This is a genomic window from Microbacterium testaceum StLB037 (genome assembly GCF_900104345.1).
GTDB lineage: Bacteria > Actinomycetota > Actinomycetes > Actinomycetales > Microbacteriaceae > Microbacterium > Microbacterium testaceum_A.
Window position 1 is genome coordinate 501431 of sequence record NZ_FNJN01000001.1, and the last position, 17361, is coordinate 518791.

Annotated in this window: 10 protein-coding genes, 1 tRNA gene and 1 pseudogene; 7 read left to right on the forward strand and 5 right to left on the reverse strand. The window is 62.4% G+C overall.

Annotated features, from left to right (window positions below):
- The first annotated feature begins 105 nt into the window (after nt 1-105).
- A tRNA-Pro gene (locus BLS25_RS02340) sits at nt 106-179 on the forward strand.
- Nucleotides 180-385: 206 nt separating this feature from the next.
- Here the strand turns inward: BLS25_RS02340 and BLS25_RS02345 are convergent.
- Nucleotides 386-523, reverse strand: coding sequence for a hypothetical protein (locus tag BLS25_RS02345; protein WP_256335522.1), 138 nt, complete (start codon nt 521-523; stop codon nt 386-388).
- A gap of 292 nt (nt 524-815) precedes the next feature.
- A pseudogene (locus tag BLS25_RS17090) lies at nt 816-1148 on the reverse strand (DNA cytosine methyltransferase); the annotation flags it as partial.
- A 216-nt stretch (nt 1149-1364) separates the two neighbouring features.
- On the opposite strand from BLS25_RS17090, the gene BLS25_RS02355 reads away from it, so the two are divergent.
- The 6 genes from BLS25_RS02355 (at nt 1365) to BLS25_RS02375 (ending at nt 11680) form a co-directional block, all read left to right on the forward strand.
- Nucleotides 1365-2456 carry a hypothetical protein gene (locus tag BLS25_RS02355; RefSeq protein ID WP_074694267.1) on the forward strand — a complete coding sequence of 364 codons (1092 nt, stop codon included), beginning with the start codon at nt 1365-1367 and terminating at the stop codon, nt 2454-2456.
- Between the two features lie 58 nt (nt 2457-2514).
- Nucleotides 2515-6057 carry a MobF family relaxase gene (mobF, locus tag BLS25_RS02360; protein ID WP_074694414.1) on the forward strand — a complete coding sequence of 1181 codons (3543 nt, stop codon included), beginning with the start codon at nt 2515-2517 and terminating at the stop codon, nt 6055-6057.
- Between the two features lie 578 nt (nt 6058-6635).
- The gene (locus BLS25_RS16540) at nt 6636-7067 is read left to right on the forward strand and encodes a hypothetical protein (protein ID WP_143017791.1); all 432 of its coding nucleotides are present in this window, start codon (nt 6636-6638) and stop codon (nt 7065-7067) included.
- A 283-nt stretch (nt 7068-7350) separates the two neighbouring features.
- On the forward strand, nt 7351-7668 hold the full coding sequence (locus tag BLS25_RS02365) for a hypothetical protein (protein ID WP_074694268.1): 318 nt from the start codon (nt 7351-7353) through the stop codon (nt 7666-7668).
- Between the two features lie 131 nt (nt 7669-7799).
- Nucleotides 7800-9893 carry an ATP-dependent nuclease gene (locus BLS25_RS02370; protein WP_081349649.1) on the forward strand — a complete coding sequence of 698 codons (2094 nt, stop codon included), beginning with the start codon at nt 7800-7802 and terminating at the stop codon, nt 9891-9893.
- A complete protein-coding gene (locus BLS25_RS02375; protein ID WP_074694269.1) occupies nt 9890-11680 on the forward strand; it encodes a UvrD-helicase domain-containing protein in 1791 nt (596 codons plus the stop codon). The genes BLS25_RS02370 and BLS25_RS02375 overlap by 4 nt, the downstream gene beginning before the upstream one ends.
- A gap of 199 nt (nt 11681-11879) precedes the next feature.
- Here BLS25_RS02375 and BLS25_RS02380 read toward each other — a convergent pair whose 3' ends face one another.
- From BLS25_RS02380 to BLS25_RS02390, 3 genes are all read right to left on the reverse strand, one after another.
- Nucleotides 11880-15365 (reverse strand): DEAD/DEAH box helicase, encoded by a 3486-nt coding sequence (locus BLS25_RS02380; RefSeq protein WP_074694270.1) that lies wholly within the window; start codon nt 15363-15365, stop codon nt 11880-11882.
- Nucleotides 15349-16101 (reverse strand): Hachiman antiphage defense system protein HamA, encoded by a 753-nt coding sequence (locus BLS25_RS02385; protein WP_256335510.1) that lies wholly within the window; start codon nt 16099-16101, stop codon nt 15349-15351. Before BLS25_RS02385 ends, BLS25_RS02380 begins: the two co-directional genes overlap by 17 nt.
- 133 nt (nt 16102-16234) lie before the next feature.
- Entirely contained in the window at nt 16235-17350 is a 1116-nt protein-coding gene (locus BLS25_RS02390) for an ImmA/IrrE family metallo-endopeptidase (RefSeq protein ID WP_074694272.1), read from the reverse strand.
- Nucleotides 17351-17361: the final 11 nt, after the last annotated feature.

A 17361-nucleotide genomic window follows, 5' to 3' on the forward strand; every position in this document is an offset into this window, starting at 1 on the left:
CCGCTCGCGGGTAACGGGATGTGGCGCAGCTTGGTAGCGCACTTGACTGGGGGATAAGGGGTTTACCCCGCTCCGGTCGGCCCGAACAACTGAAAAACAATGCCACGGGCTGTGGCGCAGCTTGGTAGCGCACCTGACTGGGGGTCAGGGGGTCGCAGGTTCAAATCCTGTCAGCCCGACAGAAAAGCCCTGATGAAAAGCCAATTTCATCAGGGCTTTGTTGTTTCTGGAAGCGGCTTTCGCTGGTCCCCCTCTGGTCCCCCTGAGCCCGTCAGTGTGACCCGTCGGCGGGTGGCCGGCGAGGCTGCGGGGTCGGTCCTGTGGATAAGGGGACCAAAAGGGGACCAGAACGCTTCCGGGGAGGCTTCGGGACCGCGATTCGGCATCACAGGCGCCGCGTGGGCGGGGTGTTCTGGCGTGCGTGGCGGCGTTGTCCGGAGGGGGAGAGGAACGCGCTGGCTTGCTCGGCGGCGGAGGCGAGGTGCCGGTCGTCGGGGTGGAGGTAGCCGCGGGTGGTCTCCATGGACGCATGTCCGAGGATCTCCTGAAGGACGTGCGGGGGAACCATCTCGTGTCGTACCGGAGGTCGGCCAAGTCTCCGAGTACGGCGCCAAGTGCCCGTAGAGGTCGGGCTGGCTGGTCTCCCAGACCCCACGGGGCGGGTTCCCCACCGCGAAGGGTTGCGTCCTCGGGGTTGCTGGGGCGCGGTTGCGTCGTTCACGGTCGTCTCCTTTCGAGCTTGGGCGGATCGCGGTTGCGGAGAGCAGCCCGCGCACGTTCTCGATGACGACCCACTCGGGTTGCAGCTTGTCGATGGCGGTCGCCATGTACGCCCAGAGCCCGGAGCGGGTGCCGGGTTTCAGGCCGGCCATCTTCCCGACCGTGGAGACGTCCTGACATGGGAACCCTCCGCACAGCACATCGACCGGCTCGACGGAGCTCCAGTCGATGGCCGTGATGTCTCCGAGGTTCGGGATGTCGGGCCAATGATGGGCGAAGACACGGGCGGCGGGCTCGTTGATCTCGGAGAACCACACGGTGCGGGCGTCGAAGACATGCTCTACGGCGAGGTCGAGTCCGCCGTAGCCGGAGAACAGCGACCCGACCCGCAGACGGTGGTCGTCGTGTTCGTCGTTCGGATCGTGCATGAGGACTCCGACAGATCGGTGATCCCCGGCCGTCGTCCTTTTCGGGGCTACTGACCGGGCTGGTCACCTGCCAGGTGCTCGCCGCGACTCCCGACCCCTGACTCGCGAGAACCGCCCGAGCCTCGGCCGAGCCGTCGCCTCCGACCTCGTTCCAGAGCCACCACGCCTCTTGCAGATCGAGGTCACTACCCGTCACGACGGGTGAAGAATGGCCCCATGCCTGATCCATGTGCCTTCTGCGGCTCAACAGAGCCACTGACCCGCGAGCACGTCTTCGGGCAGTGGGTCAGCAAGATCGGTCTGGATCTCAGCCCCGTTCAGCACGGGGCGGGTCCGTTGAACGGCATGCCGCGTGACATGGGAGAACAGCCGCCTTTTCGGCAGACGGTGAAGAGCTTCTGCGCTTCGTGCAACAACGGCTGGATGAGTCGGCTCGAAGTCGCCGCGCAGCGTGTGCTGACGCCCCTCATCCTCGGCGGATCGGCGACGATCGCGCCGGCGGATCAGGCTGTGATCGCAGCGTGGATACAGAAGACCGCGCTCACCGCGATGCTCATCTCCAGCAAGGAGCAGCGAGAATCTGGATACGGCCTCTCGCCGGTCGAGTACAGGGCGCTGTACGAGCTGCGGGAGATGATGCAACCCCTCGATGCAAGCCGGTTCTGGGTGGGCCGGTACGAGGGACCGGCAGGGTTCTGGGCCGTCCGCGTGACGCCGCTGAGCGTTCGACTGCCCGGCATTGCGGAACCCGACTTGCCACAGTGCTACCTGATGACGATCATCCTCGGTGGGCTCGCCTTGCAGGGGTTGCGGTTTACGACTCCCGCCTTGGAGATCGAGATGACGAGTGAGCTGGGGATGCCGCAACTTTGGCCGTCTCGCGTCCCGGTTTCTGTGCCAGCAGGTCAGCCGTGCACAAGAGCGTCGTTCTTGCGCTTTGCCGACGGCAAGCTACTGCAATCGGGCGTCGAACATGTGGAACTCAGACCCTGGACTCATGCGGCAGAGTTGCCGCAGAGCACGATCGTGGGCGGCAAAGTCAGAGTTCCGACGTTGTGCGGGAAGCACTTCTTTTACTATCCGGTCGCTCTGCTGGAACAAGCATTTCGTGGACGGTTCTACGTGTTCATGACAGCCTGCGAATGCCAGACCGCCTACTTGATCCAGACCGAGCCCGATGGCGCGCACTGCAAGGCAGCAGGCGCTGCGGACGACATCGGGCATATCTACGAGAACGTGCCCGGAGACGAGTTCCTCATCCAGGACGAGACCGGCGAGTTCGTATGCAAGGAGGTAGTGACCCGCTGACGATGGTCGCGACCCGCTAGCAGCGCATCCTGCCCACCTGTCTCGTGTGACGGTCTCGATGCGCGTGATGTCGGCAGGCGATGGCTACAAGTACCTGTTACGTACGGTCACCGCGGCAGACGGCGACAGGTCCCTCTCGACACCATTGACGCGGTACTACAGCGCCGAGGGAACCCCGCCCGGCCGGTGGCTTGGCGCCGGTTTCGCGGGCCTGGGTGACAAGCAGATCGTGGAGGGCGATCAGGTCTCCGAAGCTCAGCTCCAGCTCCTCGTCGGCATGGGGCGCGACCCCATCACCGGGAAGCCGCTGGGCCGTGCCTATCCCGAGTACCGGCCCGTCGGAGAGCGGGTGGCTGAGCGCGTCGCCGCGCTCGATCCCGAGCTCGGGTCGGCGAGCCGAGCGGAGGCGACCGCCGTAATCGAGGCTGAGGAGGCCGCGCGCGGGGTGCGCCGGGCGGTTGCGGGCTACGACTTCGCCTTCTCCATCCCGAAGTCCGCCTCGGTGCTCTGGGCTATTGCCGACGCGGGTACGCAGGCACTTATCGCGGACGCGCATCACGCGGCGGTTGCGGAGATGGTCGCGTTCATGGAACGCGAGGTTGCAGCCACCCGCACGGGCGCAACCGGCCGCGACGGGGCGGTTGCGCAGGTCGATGTCCGCGGCCTGGTCGCTACCGCGTTCGACCATTACGACAGTCGGGCCGGTGACCCTCACCTGCACACGCACGTCGTCATCTCGAACAAGGTCCAAACCGTCCTCGACGGCAAGTGGCGCTCCCTCGACGGACGCCCGATGCACGCCGCCACGGTCGCGCTCTCGGAACTGCACGAGGCGGTCTTCGCGGATCATCTGACCCGGATGCTCGGGGTGGAGTGGGAGGCGCGGGAGCAGGGTCGGGATCGGAACCCGGCGTGGGCGGTCGTGGGGGTGGCGGAGGAGCTGGTCAAGGAGTTCTCGACCCGTGCCCGGCACATCGACGTCGAGACGGATCGCCTCATTGATCGCTATGTCTCCGAGCACGGGCGCCGCCCGTCGCCGGCGACGATTATGAAGCTCCGCGCCCAAGCCACCCTCTCCACGAGGCCCAAGAAGGAGGTCCACTCACTCGCAGACCTCACCGCCTCCTGGCGCCGTCGCGCCGGTCAGGTTCTTGGTTCAGACGCGACCGCGTGGGCGCGGGCTGTGTCGGTGAACGAGACACCGTTGCTGCTGCGCGCCGACGACATCCCCTTGGATGTGATCACCAACCTCGGCGAGAGCGTTGTCGGGACGGTCGGTGAGAAGCGCTCCGCCTGGCGGCGGTGGAACCTGATGGCCGAGGCCGCGAGGCAGACCACCGGCTACAGGTTCGCCTCCACCGAGGATCGGAAGGCGATCGTCGGCCTCGTGGTCGACGCCGCCGAGGCCGCCTCGCTGCGACTGACCCCGCCCGAGCTCGTATCGAGCCCGGCGGTGTTCCAGAGACCGGACGGCACCTCGGTGTTCCGGCCGAAGCACTCGGTCGTGTTCTCCTCGGAGGTGCTGCTGGCGGCCGAAGACCGCCTCCTCGAGCGCGCCCGCACCACGACCGTGCCGACCGTGCCGCTCGCCACGCTAGAGCGGATCACCGCCCGGCCCGACCGTGCGGGGCGCACCCTCGGACCGGACCAGGCGGATGCCCTGGCGAAGATCGCGCTCTCCGGCCGGATGATCGATGTGCTCGTGGGTCCTGCCGGTGCGGGGAAGACGACGGCCATGCGTGCCCTCCGCACCGCGTGGGAGCGTGAGCACGGCCGCGGAAGCGTCGTCGGACTCGCCCCGTCGGCAGTCGCGGCCCAGGTCCTCGCGGACGACCTCGGCATCACGACGGAGAACACGGCGAAATGGTGGGACACCCATCAGCGCACCGGCGCCACCTTCCAGAAAAGCCAGCTAGTCATCATCGACGAAGCCTCCCTCGCCGGCACCCTCTCCCTCGACCGCATCACCGCCCTGGCCGAGCAAGCCGAAGCGAAGGTGCTGCTAGTGGGGGACCGTGCGCAACTCCAATCCGTCACCGCCGGCGGCGGGTTCTCCCTCCTCGTCCACGACCGCAACGATGCCCCCGAACTGCTCGACGTCCACCGGTTCGTCAACGAATGGGAGAAGACCGCTTCCCTCGACCTGCGCCACGGACGTACCGAAGCAATCGACACCTACGCCGACCACGACCGCATCACCGGTGGCGACACCGAGACAATGATCGACACGGCTTACACCGCCTGGCGCACTGATGCCCTCGCTGGGATCGCCACCGTGCTGATCGCCGACTCGACCGAATCCGTGCACGCCTTAAACCAGCGCGCCCGCGCAGACCTGATCCTTGACGGCACAGTGAATGCTCTCCGCGAAATCGAACTCCACGACACCTCCCGAGCCTCCATCGGAGATTCGATCATCACGCGTCGCAACGATCGGCGCCTCCGTGCCGGTCGGGGATGGGTGCGTAACGGTGACCGCTGGACGGTCACCGACGTTCGCGACGACGGCTCCCTCACAGTTCGCCGCGCTGGTCCACGTCGTGGTGGCGCGGTGATCCTGCCGGCCGGGTACGTGGCTGAGCATGTCGATCTCGGATACGCCGTCACCGCACATAGAGCCCAAGGCATCACTACCGGCACTTCCCACGTCCTCGCAGACTCAACCACAACGAGGGAAAACCTCTACGTCGCGATGACCCGTGGCAGGCAAGCGAACCTCGTCTACGTCGCCACCGACCGCCCCGACGACAACCATGACGTGTCGCATCCAGCAGACGATGCCGAAGCGACCGCGCGCACCGTGCTCTACGGAGTGCTCCAGCACGTCGGCGCCGAGCTCTCCGGACGCGAGACGATAGCCGCAGAACAAGAGGTCTGGGGGTCGATCGCGCAGCTTGCGGCGGAGTACGAGACGATCGCGCAGGCCGCTCAACACGACAGATTCGCGACCCTCATCCGCGAGTCCGGCTTCACCCCGGAGGCGGCAGAAGACACGATCCATTCCGAAGCATTCAGGGCGCTCTCGTCCGAGATGCGTCGCGCGGAGGCGAACCACCACAACATCGACGCTCTCATGCCGCGCCTGGTGGCGGCTCGCGGGTTCGGCGACGCCGACGACATCGCCTCCGTACTTCACCATCGCCTCGCACGAGCCACTGCACGACCGGCAGGCTCAGGCCGTACCCGCAAGGTGCCCCAGCTCATTGCGGGCTTGATCCCCGAAGCTGCGGGTGTGACGAACTCCGAGATGCAGGGTGCCCTCTCCGAGCGCCGCGATCTCATTGAGCAACGTGCTGACGTGATCCTTGACCGCGCTGTCAGCGAGAAGCAAGACTGGGTGCTTGCCCTTGGAACATCAGCTATCGAGCCGAGAGTGAGGGCGATGTGGCGGAGCCAAGCGCGCACGGTTGCGGCATACCGTGACCGCTACGGAATCACCGCGAAGTCACCCCTTGGCTCAGCCCCGGATAGTGATGCGCAGAAAATCGATGCCGCACGAGCTGCCGCGGCTCTGGTGAGGCTTCGCGACATCGCTGCGCAGGCATCGGAGCCAGATGCTCGCCGGTTACGGGGACGCGCCCGGCGCGGCCTCGTGCGCTGAGCCGAGCTAGACGGGCTCTTCCCGACATCAGGAGGCAAGGTAGCATCTCAGAGGCGCAAATGGCGGGATCCTCCAAGATATCGACGTCCGCGCGTTCAGCTTCGCCGACCCCGGAGCCAGGAACTTCGAATCTGAGCGCGGTAGCCACCAAACCATAGTGTGGAGACAGATCTAAGCTAGGCCGCCGGGAGAACGACGTGACACCGCAAGAAGGATTCGTGCCAACCGGCCGTCAGGGTAAGACTGGCCGATGCTCGCTTTGCGGAAGGCATGTGCGGCTCACCAACGCACACGTTCCCCCAAGGGCAGCATTTAACAAGGGAAGCTTCTCCTGGGGCGGCACAACAGCAGACAGTCACCTCTCATATGGCCGCCCGAAGCTCGGCGGTTCAAGCCGATACGCACACTGCGAGTCCTGCCGAGCAATCACATCGCCGTGGGACGACGAGTACATCCGCTGGGCGCATACCTTCGCAGGCAACCTGCTCAACTCGCCGGAGAAAGGCCAGCGAGAACAGATTGTCGGGAGGCTGCAGGATGTGCGTCCGGGGAGGTTCATTCGGTCAGCGATTGCTGGCATGACCGCGCTGACACCGACACTCATCGATTCACATCCTGAGCTTGTGCGCATGGTTCGCGAAGGCGTCCCGGGCAAGCCGCCCGAAGACCTCCGCTTCCTAGCGGCGATTGTCCCAGATGGAAGTGCGGCTCATGTGGAAGGCAGCCACGACGCGGTGGTGGTTCGAGTACTGCTCGGACCCGAGAACGGTCGGTCGATCAGCGCACACGCGCCAGCCATATCAGCCACGATTCACTACCCTCCGTTCAGCCTGCTCCTAGCTGATCGGAGTATCGCAACGGACCTCCCTCATGCAGATTGCACCGAGATGCTCGAGCTCGGAGTCGACGAGGTGGCAGAAGTTTCCATTTCCTTACCGGTGGTTGCTCTTCCCCGGACGGAGGCTCCGGTGCCGATCTCATTGCTCCGCTTCAGCTCAGCAAGAGCTTGATCGTTATCTCCTTCGAAGCTCTAGCAAGGCTTCGCGACCTCGCCGCGTAGGCATTGGGACCAGACGCACGCTCTAGTCGCAGGGGCCCCGCTAATCCGGCCTTGTGCGCTAAGCCGAGACCGGAGGCCTCTTTCTGATGTCCGACGTGCGACGTGCAGTGGAAGAACAAGCAAGGTGACTTTCAGATGTGTGTCGCCGTCACCCCGAGCATGACGGTATGACGGCCTCCCGGCAGTCCTTCAAGGTTCTTTGTCACCAGACCCCTTAGAAGAGGACTGCCGTCATGATCCGCCAGCTCTGGACCCTGAGCATCCATACCCGCACGTTCCTGCGCCGGCACATGCCAACCAACATCCTCCTCGACGCCATCCGAACGAGGAGAGGACTCAAATGGGGCGTCCCCGTGATGCTGCTCGCGGCGCCCTACCTCCTCACGGCGCGCGTCTGCACAACCCTCATCGACAATGGCGCGCCTGGGTGGCTGCACTTGGTCGTGCTGCTATCCGTCTGGAACGCCCTGAAGTTCATCGTGGTGGGGCCGAGCAGCGTGACTCTGCTGATCCATGCGCGCATTCGCGAATCCGCCGATCAGAGGGTGTAGCCCGATTCAGCGAGGCATGCCTGGCGTGTTCCGTTCGACATCTGGAGACTGGATCGGGCATTCTGGTGACACGATGATCATCTGACTCAGCAGGAGCGCCGCGCTGGCGGTTCTTCAGTAAAGGACCGGGAATGACCCAGCAGACTGCGCCCACAGATTCAAGCGACGAGACGAAAGAGCCGTTCGCTCCGATGCGGCTCTCTCACATCGAGGTGCGCAATTTCCGTTTACTGCGGAAAGCCGATATCGACCTTGATAGCCGCACCACCGTGCTGGTTGGTCGGAACAACAGTGGAAAGACCACGCTCGCTGAGGCGTTTACTCGCTTTCTGCAGCCATCGACATTGAACTTCACCATGGCCGACTTCTCCGCCGAGAGCTACCCGGAATTCCTGGAAGCATGGAAGGCCTACGCGACAGGAGACAAAGAACTCGCGAGGAGTCTTCTCCCCGAGATCTCCCTTACCATGGAGATCTCGTACTCAAAAGATCTGCCCGAGTACGGGCCTCTAGCTGCAGCTATCGTCGATCTCGACCCGGACTGCACAACAGCGATGATCCGCTTGAGCTACTCACTCGAAGGTGGACGCCTGTCAGACTTCTTCGAGGGAGTCACAGCAGACCCGAACACGGGTGACGAACCGGATATCGAGCGCGTACTGGGGGTCGTCGGAGACCGAGTTCAAGGGATGTTCACACGATCGATCACCGCGATCGATCCGGGAGATGCATTCAACATGCGTGACATCGCATTAGAGGCGATGCGGCGCATCCTCACCGTTCACTTCTTGAAAGCTCAACGCGGACTCGATGACGAGAAGGAACGACCCAAAGACCTGATCGGGAGCATCTTTCAGAGCCTGTTTGACGCCGCATCCAAAGCGAATGACGGGAGCGTCCAGAAAGAAACTGCCAATGCGCTCACCGAAGCCGTAGCTGGCATTGAGCAGGACCTGGGCATCAGAGTCAGCGAGATGGTGAAGGGAATCATCCCAGCACTTCGGAGCTTCGGATACCCCGGTCTCACAGACCCTGGTCTCAAAGCAGAGACGACCCTCGACATCGAACGCGTGCTGGGGAACCACACCAGCATTCGTTATGACGGCGTAGCCGGGGTTTCGCTTCCTGAGTCGTACAGCGGTCTGGGGTCTCGCAACCTCATCCTGATGCTGCTCACGCTACTTAGCTACTACCGGGAGTATGCGACGAGAGGCAACATGCCTGGGCTGCACTTAGTCTTCATCGAGGAGCCTGAAGCTCATCTTCATCCGCAGATGCAGGAAGTGTTCATCGAGCAGCTCGCTTCGGTCGCTGAGCTCTTCCCGGCCTTGGATGAAAAAACGCATCCTTGGTGGCCGCAGTTCGCGGTCTCAACACACTCTTCCCATGTTGCCAACCGTGCGGACTTCTCAACGATCCGATACTTCCGTGTCGAAAGTGACCCGAAAAATGGCCCCGGCCACCACGCCAACGTCCTCGACCTCACCGACGCTGAGGGCATCAACAAAAAGTTTCTGCACCAGTATCTGACCCTCACCCGCTCTGACCTCTTCTTCGCGGACAAAGCCATACTCGTGGAAGGCACAAGCGAACGGCTGATCGTTCCTGCGGCCATCAGAAACGCCAAGCACAAGCTCAGCAGTCAGTACGTTGCACTCATGGAAGTAGGAGGCGCGTACGCCCACATCTTCTTCCCGCTCCTTGACTTCCTTCGCATTCCCACGCTTGTCATCACCGACATCGATGCGATTGGCCAGGTCGAGGGAAACAGTCGAGACGGCGCAACGACTGTTCACGAAGGTACATCAACAAGCAACGCAACCATCAAGAAGTGGTTCCCTGACTCCAACGCTCAGAACCCAATTGCCTTGCTGGACGCTGCTGAGACAGATGCCATCATCAGTGGCAACCGGTACCTTGCATTCCAAGTTCCTGAGAGCGAAGGGCAAGCCTGCGGTCGAACCTTCGAAGACGCCTTCCTCCTCGCTAACCCCTCTGCTGAAGGGCTCACGCTCACGGGCGATACCAGCCAGGACGAGGCCCGCGTTCGCGAGGCTGCGGACGGTCTGAAGAAGAGCGACTTCGCTTTGCGATTTGCCGTTGGGGAGGTGGGCTGGAAGACCCCTCGCTACATCCAACGCGGACTCGACTGGTTACTGAATTACTCCACCGGGGTTGAGTCTGTGGCTGAGTCTCCGAGCGATTCGGGAGTGGTCGTTCGATGACCGCCCCGGCCAGCCCCGTTGCCGACGACGCCGAGCAAGCGAGCGAGGAAGCTCTAGCGGCCCTCTTTGCCGCACTCGATGGGCGCCGGAACTTCAAACTCGAAGCGGGGGCAGGAGCAGGCAAGACCTACTCGCTGGTCCAAGCCTTGCGACGAATACTGAAGAGCAAGTCCGTCTACCTTCCCCGCAGCGATCAACGGGTCGCCTGCCTCACGTACACCAAGGTTGCCCGCGACGAGATCAAAGCAAGAACCGATGAAGATCCCGCCGTCTTCGCCGACACCCTCCATGGGTTCTTATGGGAGATGATCAGTCCATACCAGAAGGCTCTATCGGCGGCCCTCCACGCCTCAGAAAGCTGGAAAGATCGTCTTGCTGAGCATCCAGAGGTCAGTGGGTTGGCGATCGAGTACGACCTTGGAATTCGCGGAGTTCATGATGATCGAATCACGCTCCATCACAATGACATCCCAGAGTTAGCGATTCAGCTATTCGGCAATGAGAAATTCCGGTCGCTCATCACCGACCGATTCCCTGTCATCTTTATCGATGAGTACCAGGACACCCCGTCGGGGCTTGCCGAAGCGGTTCTATCTGGTTACGGAGCCGACCCTAAAGGCCCTGTCGTTGGCTTCTTCGGCGACCACTGGCAACAGATCTACGACAGAACCTGTGGTTCGATCGTGCATTCTTCGCTCACATCGATCCCGAAGAACGCCAACTTCAGATCGGACAGATCGGTCGTCAGCTTCCTGAACAAGCTGCGCCCGGAGCTTCCGCAGGCGCCTCGAGCCGATGCCGGTGAGGGCACAGCCACGGTGTATCACTCCAACTCCTGGCCGGGCGTCCGTCAAGGCAGAAATTGGAAGGGCCAGATCTCCCAGGAAGCAACCCAAGCATGTCTGGAATGGCTCCAACACGCGTCCCCAAGCAGCACATGGATCCGGGACTCTGGGGATCTGAAGATCCTTATGCTCACGCACGCGACGATCGCGAACGAACTCGGCTACCCGAGCCTTCCGGGGGTATTTGGCTCAAACGATGCCTTTGCCAACAAGGAAGACCCGGTGATCGAGTACCTTGTCGACATTGTCGAACCCGCCATACAGGCGTTTTCCGAGCACAAATACGGAGAGTTGTTCCGCCTCCTGGGAAGCAAGAAGCCAACGCTCAATGCGCCGAAGGATAAGCATCGCTGGTCGGATTACTTTGATTCGCTCATCTCGACCAGTCGTGCGGGCACGATCGGGAACGTGTTGGACCTCTTGAACTCGCAGAGTCTCTTCTCCTTACCCACGCGAGTAGCTAAGAGAGAACGCGAGTTAAAGGAGGCGCTCCTGGCGCTCGGCCCGGCAGAGGAACTTGGAGAACCACGAAAACTGGTTGAGCATAGGGCGCTACGCTCCGTGCCGTATGCCGAAGTTCGCGCGCTTCGTTCGTACCTGGAAGACAGCACCGTCTTCTCAACTAAACACTCTGTAAAAGGCGCAGAGTTCGACGACGTGATCGTACTTGTCGGGCGCGGCTGGACTAAGTACGACTTCGCCAAGATGATCGCCGCCCACGCTCCGCAGAGCAATCCAGAACTTAGGCAGGCCGGGAGTTTTCAGCATTCACGCAATCTCTTCTACGTCTCCGCTTCGCGAGCAAAACACAACCTTGCACTGCTGTTCGTTCAAGAGCTCAGCGACGATGCAATCTCGGTACTCGAGGACTGGGCAGGACAGGAGAATGTGATCTCGATCGAGTTCGACGAGGCGGGAGCACCACGATCGCTCTCCGCCTAGGCCCTTCCAGGGGCAGGCTACGGCCGGAACGCTCCTCGCCCCTTGGTGGCGTCGGACGGGCTAGATGCTGCACTCGGAGCGCCCAAGTAGTCACCGCGCGAGGGTCTCGCGAAGGTATTCGGGGGCTGCGCCGAACCGGCCCCGTTGTCAGTCCAGTTTGGTACCCAACGTGCCTCAGCCCTCAGCCCTGAGCGAGTGGTTAGGCAAGAAGGTCAGACGGCCCCAGGTAGTCGAGCTCGACTACGTCTCCCGCTCCGATCGCGGTGACTTTCAGTAGCCCCTGACGGCGCGGGTTCAAGTGGGTAGTCAGTACTCCGGCTCGCTGGGCATCTGCCGCCTCGAGCACGGTTGTTTCGTCGGAGCGGGTGATTGCTCGGTACGGCTCGCCGGGGGTGGGCTGATAGCCAGGTATCCAACTCACCAAAGACTCGTGCACTTCGTGAATCCACGTTCGCTGACGGAGGGCGACAGTGCGGTTGGCGAAGCTCTTCCAGAGCTCGCGGGTGGTCGGTGTTGGCCAGGATGAGTCTCTAGCTGCGGCCTGTGTTGCCTCGGATATCATCCACTCGTGTAGCCCGCCTGGGGTTGTGAATGCAGCTTCGGTTGACTCCACCGCGACGAGCGCTCCCGACCGAGAGGCGAAGCCTGCTCGCATGAGCGTCGACGCGGCCCTGTTGAGTGTGCCGGCTTCCACACCAGCGACGCTCAGTTCGGTCTCTGGACTAAATAGATCCCAAGGGGATGCATCGGGGTTGGGGTGCGCTGCAGCACGGACGCGGACGGCTTCGAGTGCCCATGGGAGTCGGTACGCCAGGGTATCTTCGATGAACTCCGCAGTTTCGAGGCTGTCGTCGGCAGCGAGTTCCACAACTGGACGACCTCGCAGCCACCCGACCAGGATCTCTTCCCAATTGTCGGGTTGAGACTTGGGAATGAAGGGGGAGATCTCGAACACGATCTTGGCGAAATGGACTATGGCGTTGATCGCTTGGTCGTTCATGCCGAGTTGGATGGCCGCTTCGGCGATTTGCAGGTGACGGTTGAGTTGCTCAGCATTCGAATCGAGTTCCTGGCCGGTCGCGAGGCCGACACCCGCCAGATAATAACCGCGCCGTTGATCCGGTGTCGTGCTCCGCCAGATAACGCCGGCTCGGGCCACGAGACCTGTCCGCAGGATGTCGCGCACCGGCTCCTGGTAGCGAGCAATTGTCCGTGCCCACAACGATGAAGCGAGAACTGTATCGAGCGCGGTGCCGAGATCCTGCTCCGTGACAGAGGAGTCGCTGAGCAGTCCGAGGATCGCGCAATCCAGGCTCGCGAGTTGGCCCGGCCAGAACTTCATGGCGTCGCTCGTGGTTTCTTCGTCTTCGGCGGGAATCACAGGGAAGGACCAGTTGGCGAGCCCGGTGACGTACTCGGTGAAGTTGTCGCAGTCGATTTCTCCGAGACTGTCGGACATCCTCTGGAGCATGGTGGTGAGGAGTCGGACGAGTCCGCTCTGCATATCCCGCAGCTGCGAATCTTCGACCAGCCGCTCCCAGTTCTGTCGTGCTCGACGGGTGGGCTCGAACATCGGATGCAACACGAGTCCGGACGAATCGACGAACGCTCGTCCAGCTCGGCCCACAATGTTGCGGAATTCGGCGGCATCGATGATCGTCCGGTTTCGCCACAGACTATGGACTACTAGTGAACTTGCCGACAGGTTCAATCCCTGCGCCAGCGTGGGGGAGGGGACCGTAATTTTCAGCGCTCCCTGTTGCAGGAGCTTCTCGACTTCTTTCCGGTAGGGCCCGGGCAAAGAGCCGTGATGGATGGCGACGCCCATGCGTAGGCAGGCTAGGAGAGGATGGTCGGCCCCAAACCATTCTTGGCCGATGCTGAGTGCGGTGTTCAGGACGGTCGGGTCTCCGTCAAACACGCTGCGGAGTGCACCTTGCCGGGCCAGCTTGACGATCAGTTTGGCCAATGCGTTGACCGAGCTCTTGAGTGGGCAGAACACCAGGACGGTCTGGCCGTCATCGACGAGGCGCCAGGCGGTCGCCAGCGTGAGCTCTTGAGCGTCTTTCGGGAACGGGAGCTTGCGTTGCTTGCTCGGGACTGTCTCCGCGGTGAGGAACCGGGGGACATATGGTTCTTCACCGCCGACAGTGATGTTGAGCCTTGCATTGTTGTCGCGCCAGACAACCTCTCCGTATCGGAGAACGGTGGGACGCCAATCACTGCTGATCAGCCCATTGGGTTCGTCGTCTGTGAGCCAATCAACGAAATTCTTGACCTCATCACCCTCTGGCAGGATCGCTGAGAGACATATGATGCGCCGAGTCTTCGCGTCGGGGCGGCGAAGGAGCCGCTGAATCTGGACTTCGTATCGCACTTCCCGCTCGTTTGCTCCGATCATGTGTCCCTCGTCGAGCACGATCAGTCCGACGTCATCGAGTAGATCTGGATCGTTGCGCAAAGCGAAGTCGAGCTTCTCGGGAGTCGAGACCACGATGTCGCGGTCCTGGAGGATGCTCTCGTCGACATCGCTGACCCCGATGGTGCCGTACAAGGAGGAGATGGTCTTGCCGAGAGGGACGAAGGTACGTTCCAGAGCGGTCTCGGTCTGTGCGGAGAGCGCGCGGAGCGGGGTGACGAACACCACACGTTTTCCCTCGGCCAGGGTCGCGAGGATGCATAGTTCTGCGATGCGAGTCTTGCCTGCGCTCGTGGGCAGGGAGAGCACGAGGTTGTCTTGGGTATTGAGCACTCGTGACGCGGCTTCCAATTGGGAGGGCCAGAGGTCGATTTCGGAGCGTTGTCGGCGGAAGAGCGAGGCGATGAATGTGGCGCGTAGGCGATCCCAGTCGCCAGCGTCCCCGCTTTCCGGCCCCATCGGCAGAACCACGTGGAAGCTGGATTCCCACAGTCCCCGCAGCAGGTGAATCGCCAGCCGATGGCACCACCACTGCGGCACCATGCTCAAAGCGGCCGCACCGCGCATACCCACCTCGAGTCGTGCAATGGCCTCCGTGAGGAGAGGTGGTTCGCCACGTTCGAACGCCAGCATTGCCACACTGATCGCACCCATGAACGCATCGGTCAATGCGGCATCGACGATGTCCAAGACATCGGCCTCGTCGTCGTTGTTTTCATCCGGGGCGAGCACCGAGCGCAACTCCTCGGCGAGGCTTGCGTCCGCGGCCCGTTCGTCCGCGCGGCTACCGGAGACGAGCGTCGTCAGGCCATCCAGGTCCCGGAGCATGAGTAGCACCAGGCATCTCTCGGTGGGGGAGGTGTTCTGATCGTTGCGCGTCGCCGTGAGAAGGGAATATGCCCGCGCTGAGAATCGAGCGAGATGAAAGCTAGCTGCGGCCACCACCCGGTGAAAGCCCAAGTCCGGTGTTACCTCCCCGCGGGCGATGACTGATTCGATCGCTGTCGCCGCGTTCTCGAATGCCCGTCGAGATGCCTCGGCAGATCCCTCTAGATCGCTCAGTTCCAGTCCGTGCTCCAGAAGCGCATACCCGTAGGAGAGGAGGTCGTGGCTCAGCAGCACGTCAAATGGGGGAGCGTCCTCTGGGAGAACGCCTTCGCGCCATATCATTGCGCGCGCCTCCCCACGCGCAAGAAGCCGCCCACGGAAGCCTGGCGCCGTTGCCCGACCGATCGCTGCTTCGAGATCCTCAACGCGCCCGGGCATCACGGATCACCTTCTCGAACACTCGACGGATGAATGCCTGGTGTTCTGGGACCTGCAGCCCCACACCGAGACGCCGGATCTTGCCCTTGTACGCCTCGGTGTGATCGCGGAGCAACCCGAGAGAGTCGTTGCCAGAAAACGTGAATAGCAGGTGCAGTACATCGCCCGATCGAATACGTCCACGAAGCTGAGCCGCGAGGATTTTCATATGCAGCTTGGTTTCGCCCATTTCGCGCAGACGCGCGGCGACGAACATCAGCGCGTGGGGCGTCGGCAGGCCGTGCTCGCTCAGCAAGGCGGCTTCCGCCTCATTCAGTGTCGAAGTCGAGAGGCTCGCGCGACTTTTCGCCTCGCCCTTGAGAAACTCGAGCTTGACGTCGTCCACGATGCGAACGCCGAGGAGATCGTCGCCGCGCATGGGCATTTCGCGGCTGTCCTTCCACCGTAGGCGTGCGATCATGCGGTATCCGAGTTCGCGCGCCACATACTGGGTGGCGAGGACCTCTCCGAGTTCGCCCGACCGGGTCCGCTTGCTTACCGGCAGCTTTCCGCTCAGAACCTCCGCCGCCTCCGGCTTGCCGAGCTCGCGTAGCACTGCGGCGATCTCATCCGCAGACACATAGTGACGAGGCACGGCGGCTGCAGCCCATTTCACCCCAGCATCAACCGCGACCTCGTCGGCTGGCACCATCCGCACAACTTTGTGAGAGCCAACGTTCTCCCGGGTGGTGGTCACCCATGTCTTAATTCGAGCCATTCGAACAGCCCTCCGAAATTGACCAGGTCAAAACGAGTCGTCCGGCCTGTGATTGCCCGAGGCCGGCCGCCGGTTGAGCGGACTGCTCATTCAAGTTCCCACCATTCATGGGTCAGACCGCCCGAAGGTTCGCTTGGCTGCGTGACCCAATTTGCGCATTTCCTTCGAGGGAGAACGTCACGAGTCCGAGCATGAGATCCCGGACGTCCTGTGCGCGCACGTCGAGCGCTCGAGCGATCTCGATGAATCCTGCGCCTTGGCCACGCATATCGTTCATGACCTGCGTTAGCAGGCTGGAGCTTTCGGCGAGTAGGTCGGAGCCGGGCTCGCTTCGTCGGAAGCCAGCCATCGAGAGTTGTTTCGCCAGTGTGCTGTAGGTCCAGTCTGAGATGACACCCAGTCGATGCGCGCGAAGATTGAGTGCCATTGCGCTCACGCGCCAGCGTCTCTTGAGCATCAGGATGTCCTCGAGCATCAAGTTGCCGCGGATCGCGCCGAGGACGTCGGCCCGCGGCATTAAGAAGGAACTGGCAAAGTCGTTCGCTGCCTGCTCTTTTTCCTTGCCGGGCTCAACATGCAACGACCCACCGTGCATGACGAGGTGCCCGAGTTCGTGTGCGAGGTCGAAACGTAGCCGTTCGGCGGACTTGTGCACGTTCAGGAAAATCACCGGTGTCGCCCCGTGTCGGAATGAGAACGCGTCGATGGCTTGAAGTGGCCCGCCGGCGGAGTAGACCTTGGTGCCCTTGGATTCGAGAAGCTGCAGGAGGTTTTTGATCGGTGCCACACCGAGACCCCATGCGCCGCGCAGTGCCTCGGCGGCTTGTTCGGGTGGCAGTGAGTTGTCGGAGTCGAGGAGATCCTGGAGTTCTGGAACCTCTGGAGCCGGCGCCCTATATGTCGCTTCGATCCAGTCCGACAGCTCGATCGCTAGTGTCGACAGGCTTCGTGCTGTCGCCTCGTCCTTCTTCGCGAGTCGCGACGTCGCCCGAAAATGGAAAGCATCCGACGGCGGAAGTGCCGTGACCGGGCGGTAGAAGAAGTCGACCGGAAAGTTGAGGACGCGCGCGAACTCACGAACAAGCTCCGGACTCGGTGTCTTCTTAGTGTTCTCGGCTTGAGACACCCAAGGCGCGGTCGTGCCCGCTTCCGTGGCGAGCGCCGTTGCGGTCATCTGTCGGATGGCGCGCGCCATCTCAAGGCGTGCGGGAATGAAGGTAGTGCTCATCGCGGGGAACC

Bases quoted from the DNA above. Each gene is read 5' to 3' on its own strand.
- BLS25_RS02345 (WP_256335522.1), bottom strand. From the start codon at position 523: ATGGAGACCACCCGCGGCTACCTCCACCCCGACGACCGGCACCTCGCC.
- BLS25_RS02355 (WP_074694267.1), top strand. From the start codon at position 1,365: ATGCCTGATCCATGTGCCTTCTGCGGCTCAACAGAGCCACTGACCCGC.
- mobF (WP_074694414.1), top strand. From the start codon at position 2,515: ATGCGCGTGATGTCGGCAGGCGATGGCTACAAGTACCTGTTACGTACG.
- BLS25_RS16540 (WP_143017791.1), top strand. From the start codon at position 6,636: ATGACCGCGCTGACACCGACACTCATCGATTCACATCCTGAGCTTGTG.
- BLS25_RS02365 (WP_074694268.1), top strand. From the start codon at position 7,351: ATGATCCGCCAGCTCTGGACCCTGAGCATCCATACCCGCACGTTCCTG.
- BLS25_RS02370 (WP_081349649.1), top strand. From the start codon at position 7,800: ATGACCCAGCAGACTGCGCCCACAGATTCAAGCGACGAGACGAAAGAG.
- BLS25_RS02375 (WP_074694269.1), top strand. From the start codon at position 9,890: ATGACCGCCCCGGCCAGCCCCGTTGCCGACGACGCCGAGCAAGCGAGC.
- BLS25_RS02380 (WP_074694270.1), bottom strand. From the start codon at position 15,365: ATGCCCGGGCGCGTTGAGGATCTCGAAGCAGCGATCGGTCGGGCAACG.
- BLS25_RS02390 (WP_074694272.1), bottom strand. From the start codon at position 17,350: ATGAGCACTACCTTCATTCCCGCACGCCTTGAGATGGCGCGCGCCATC.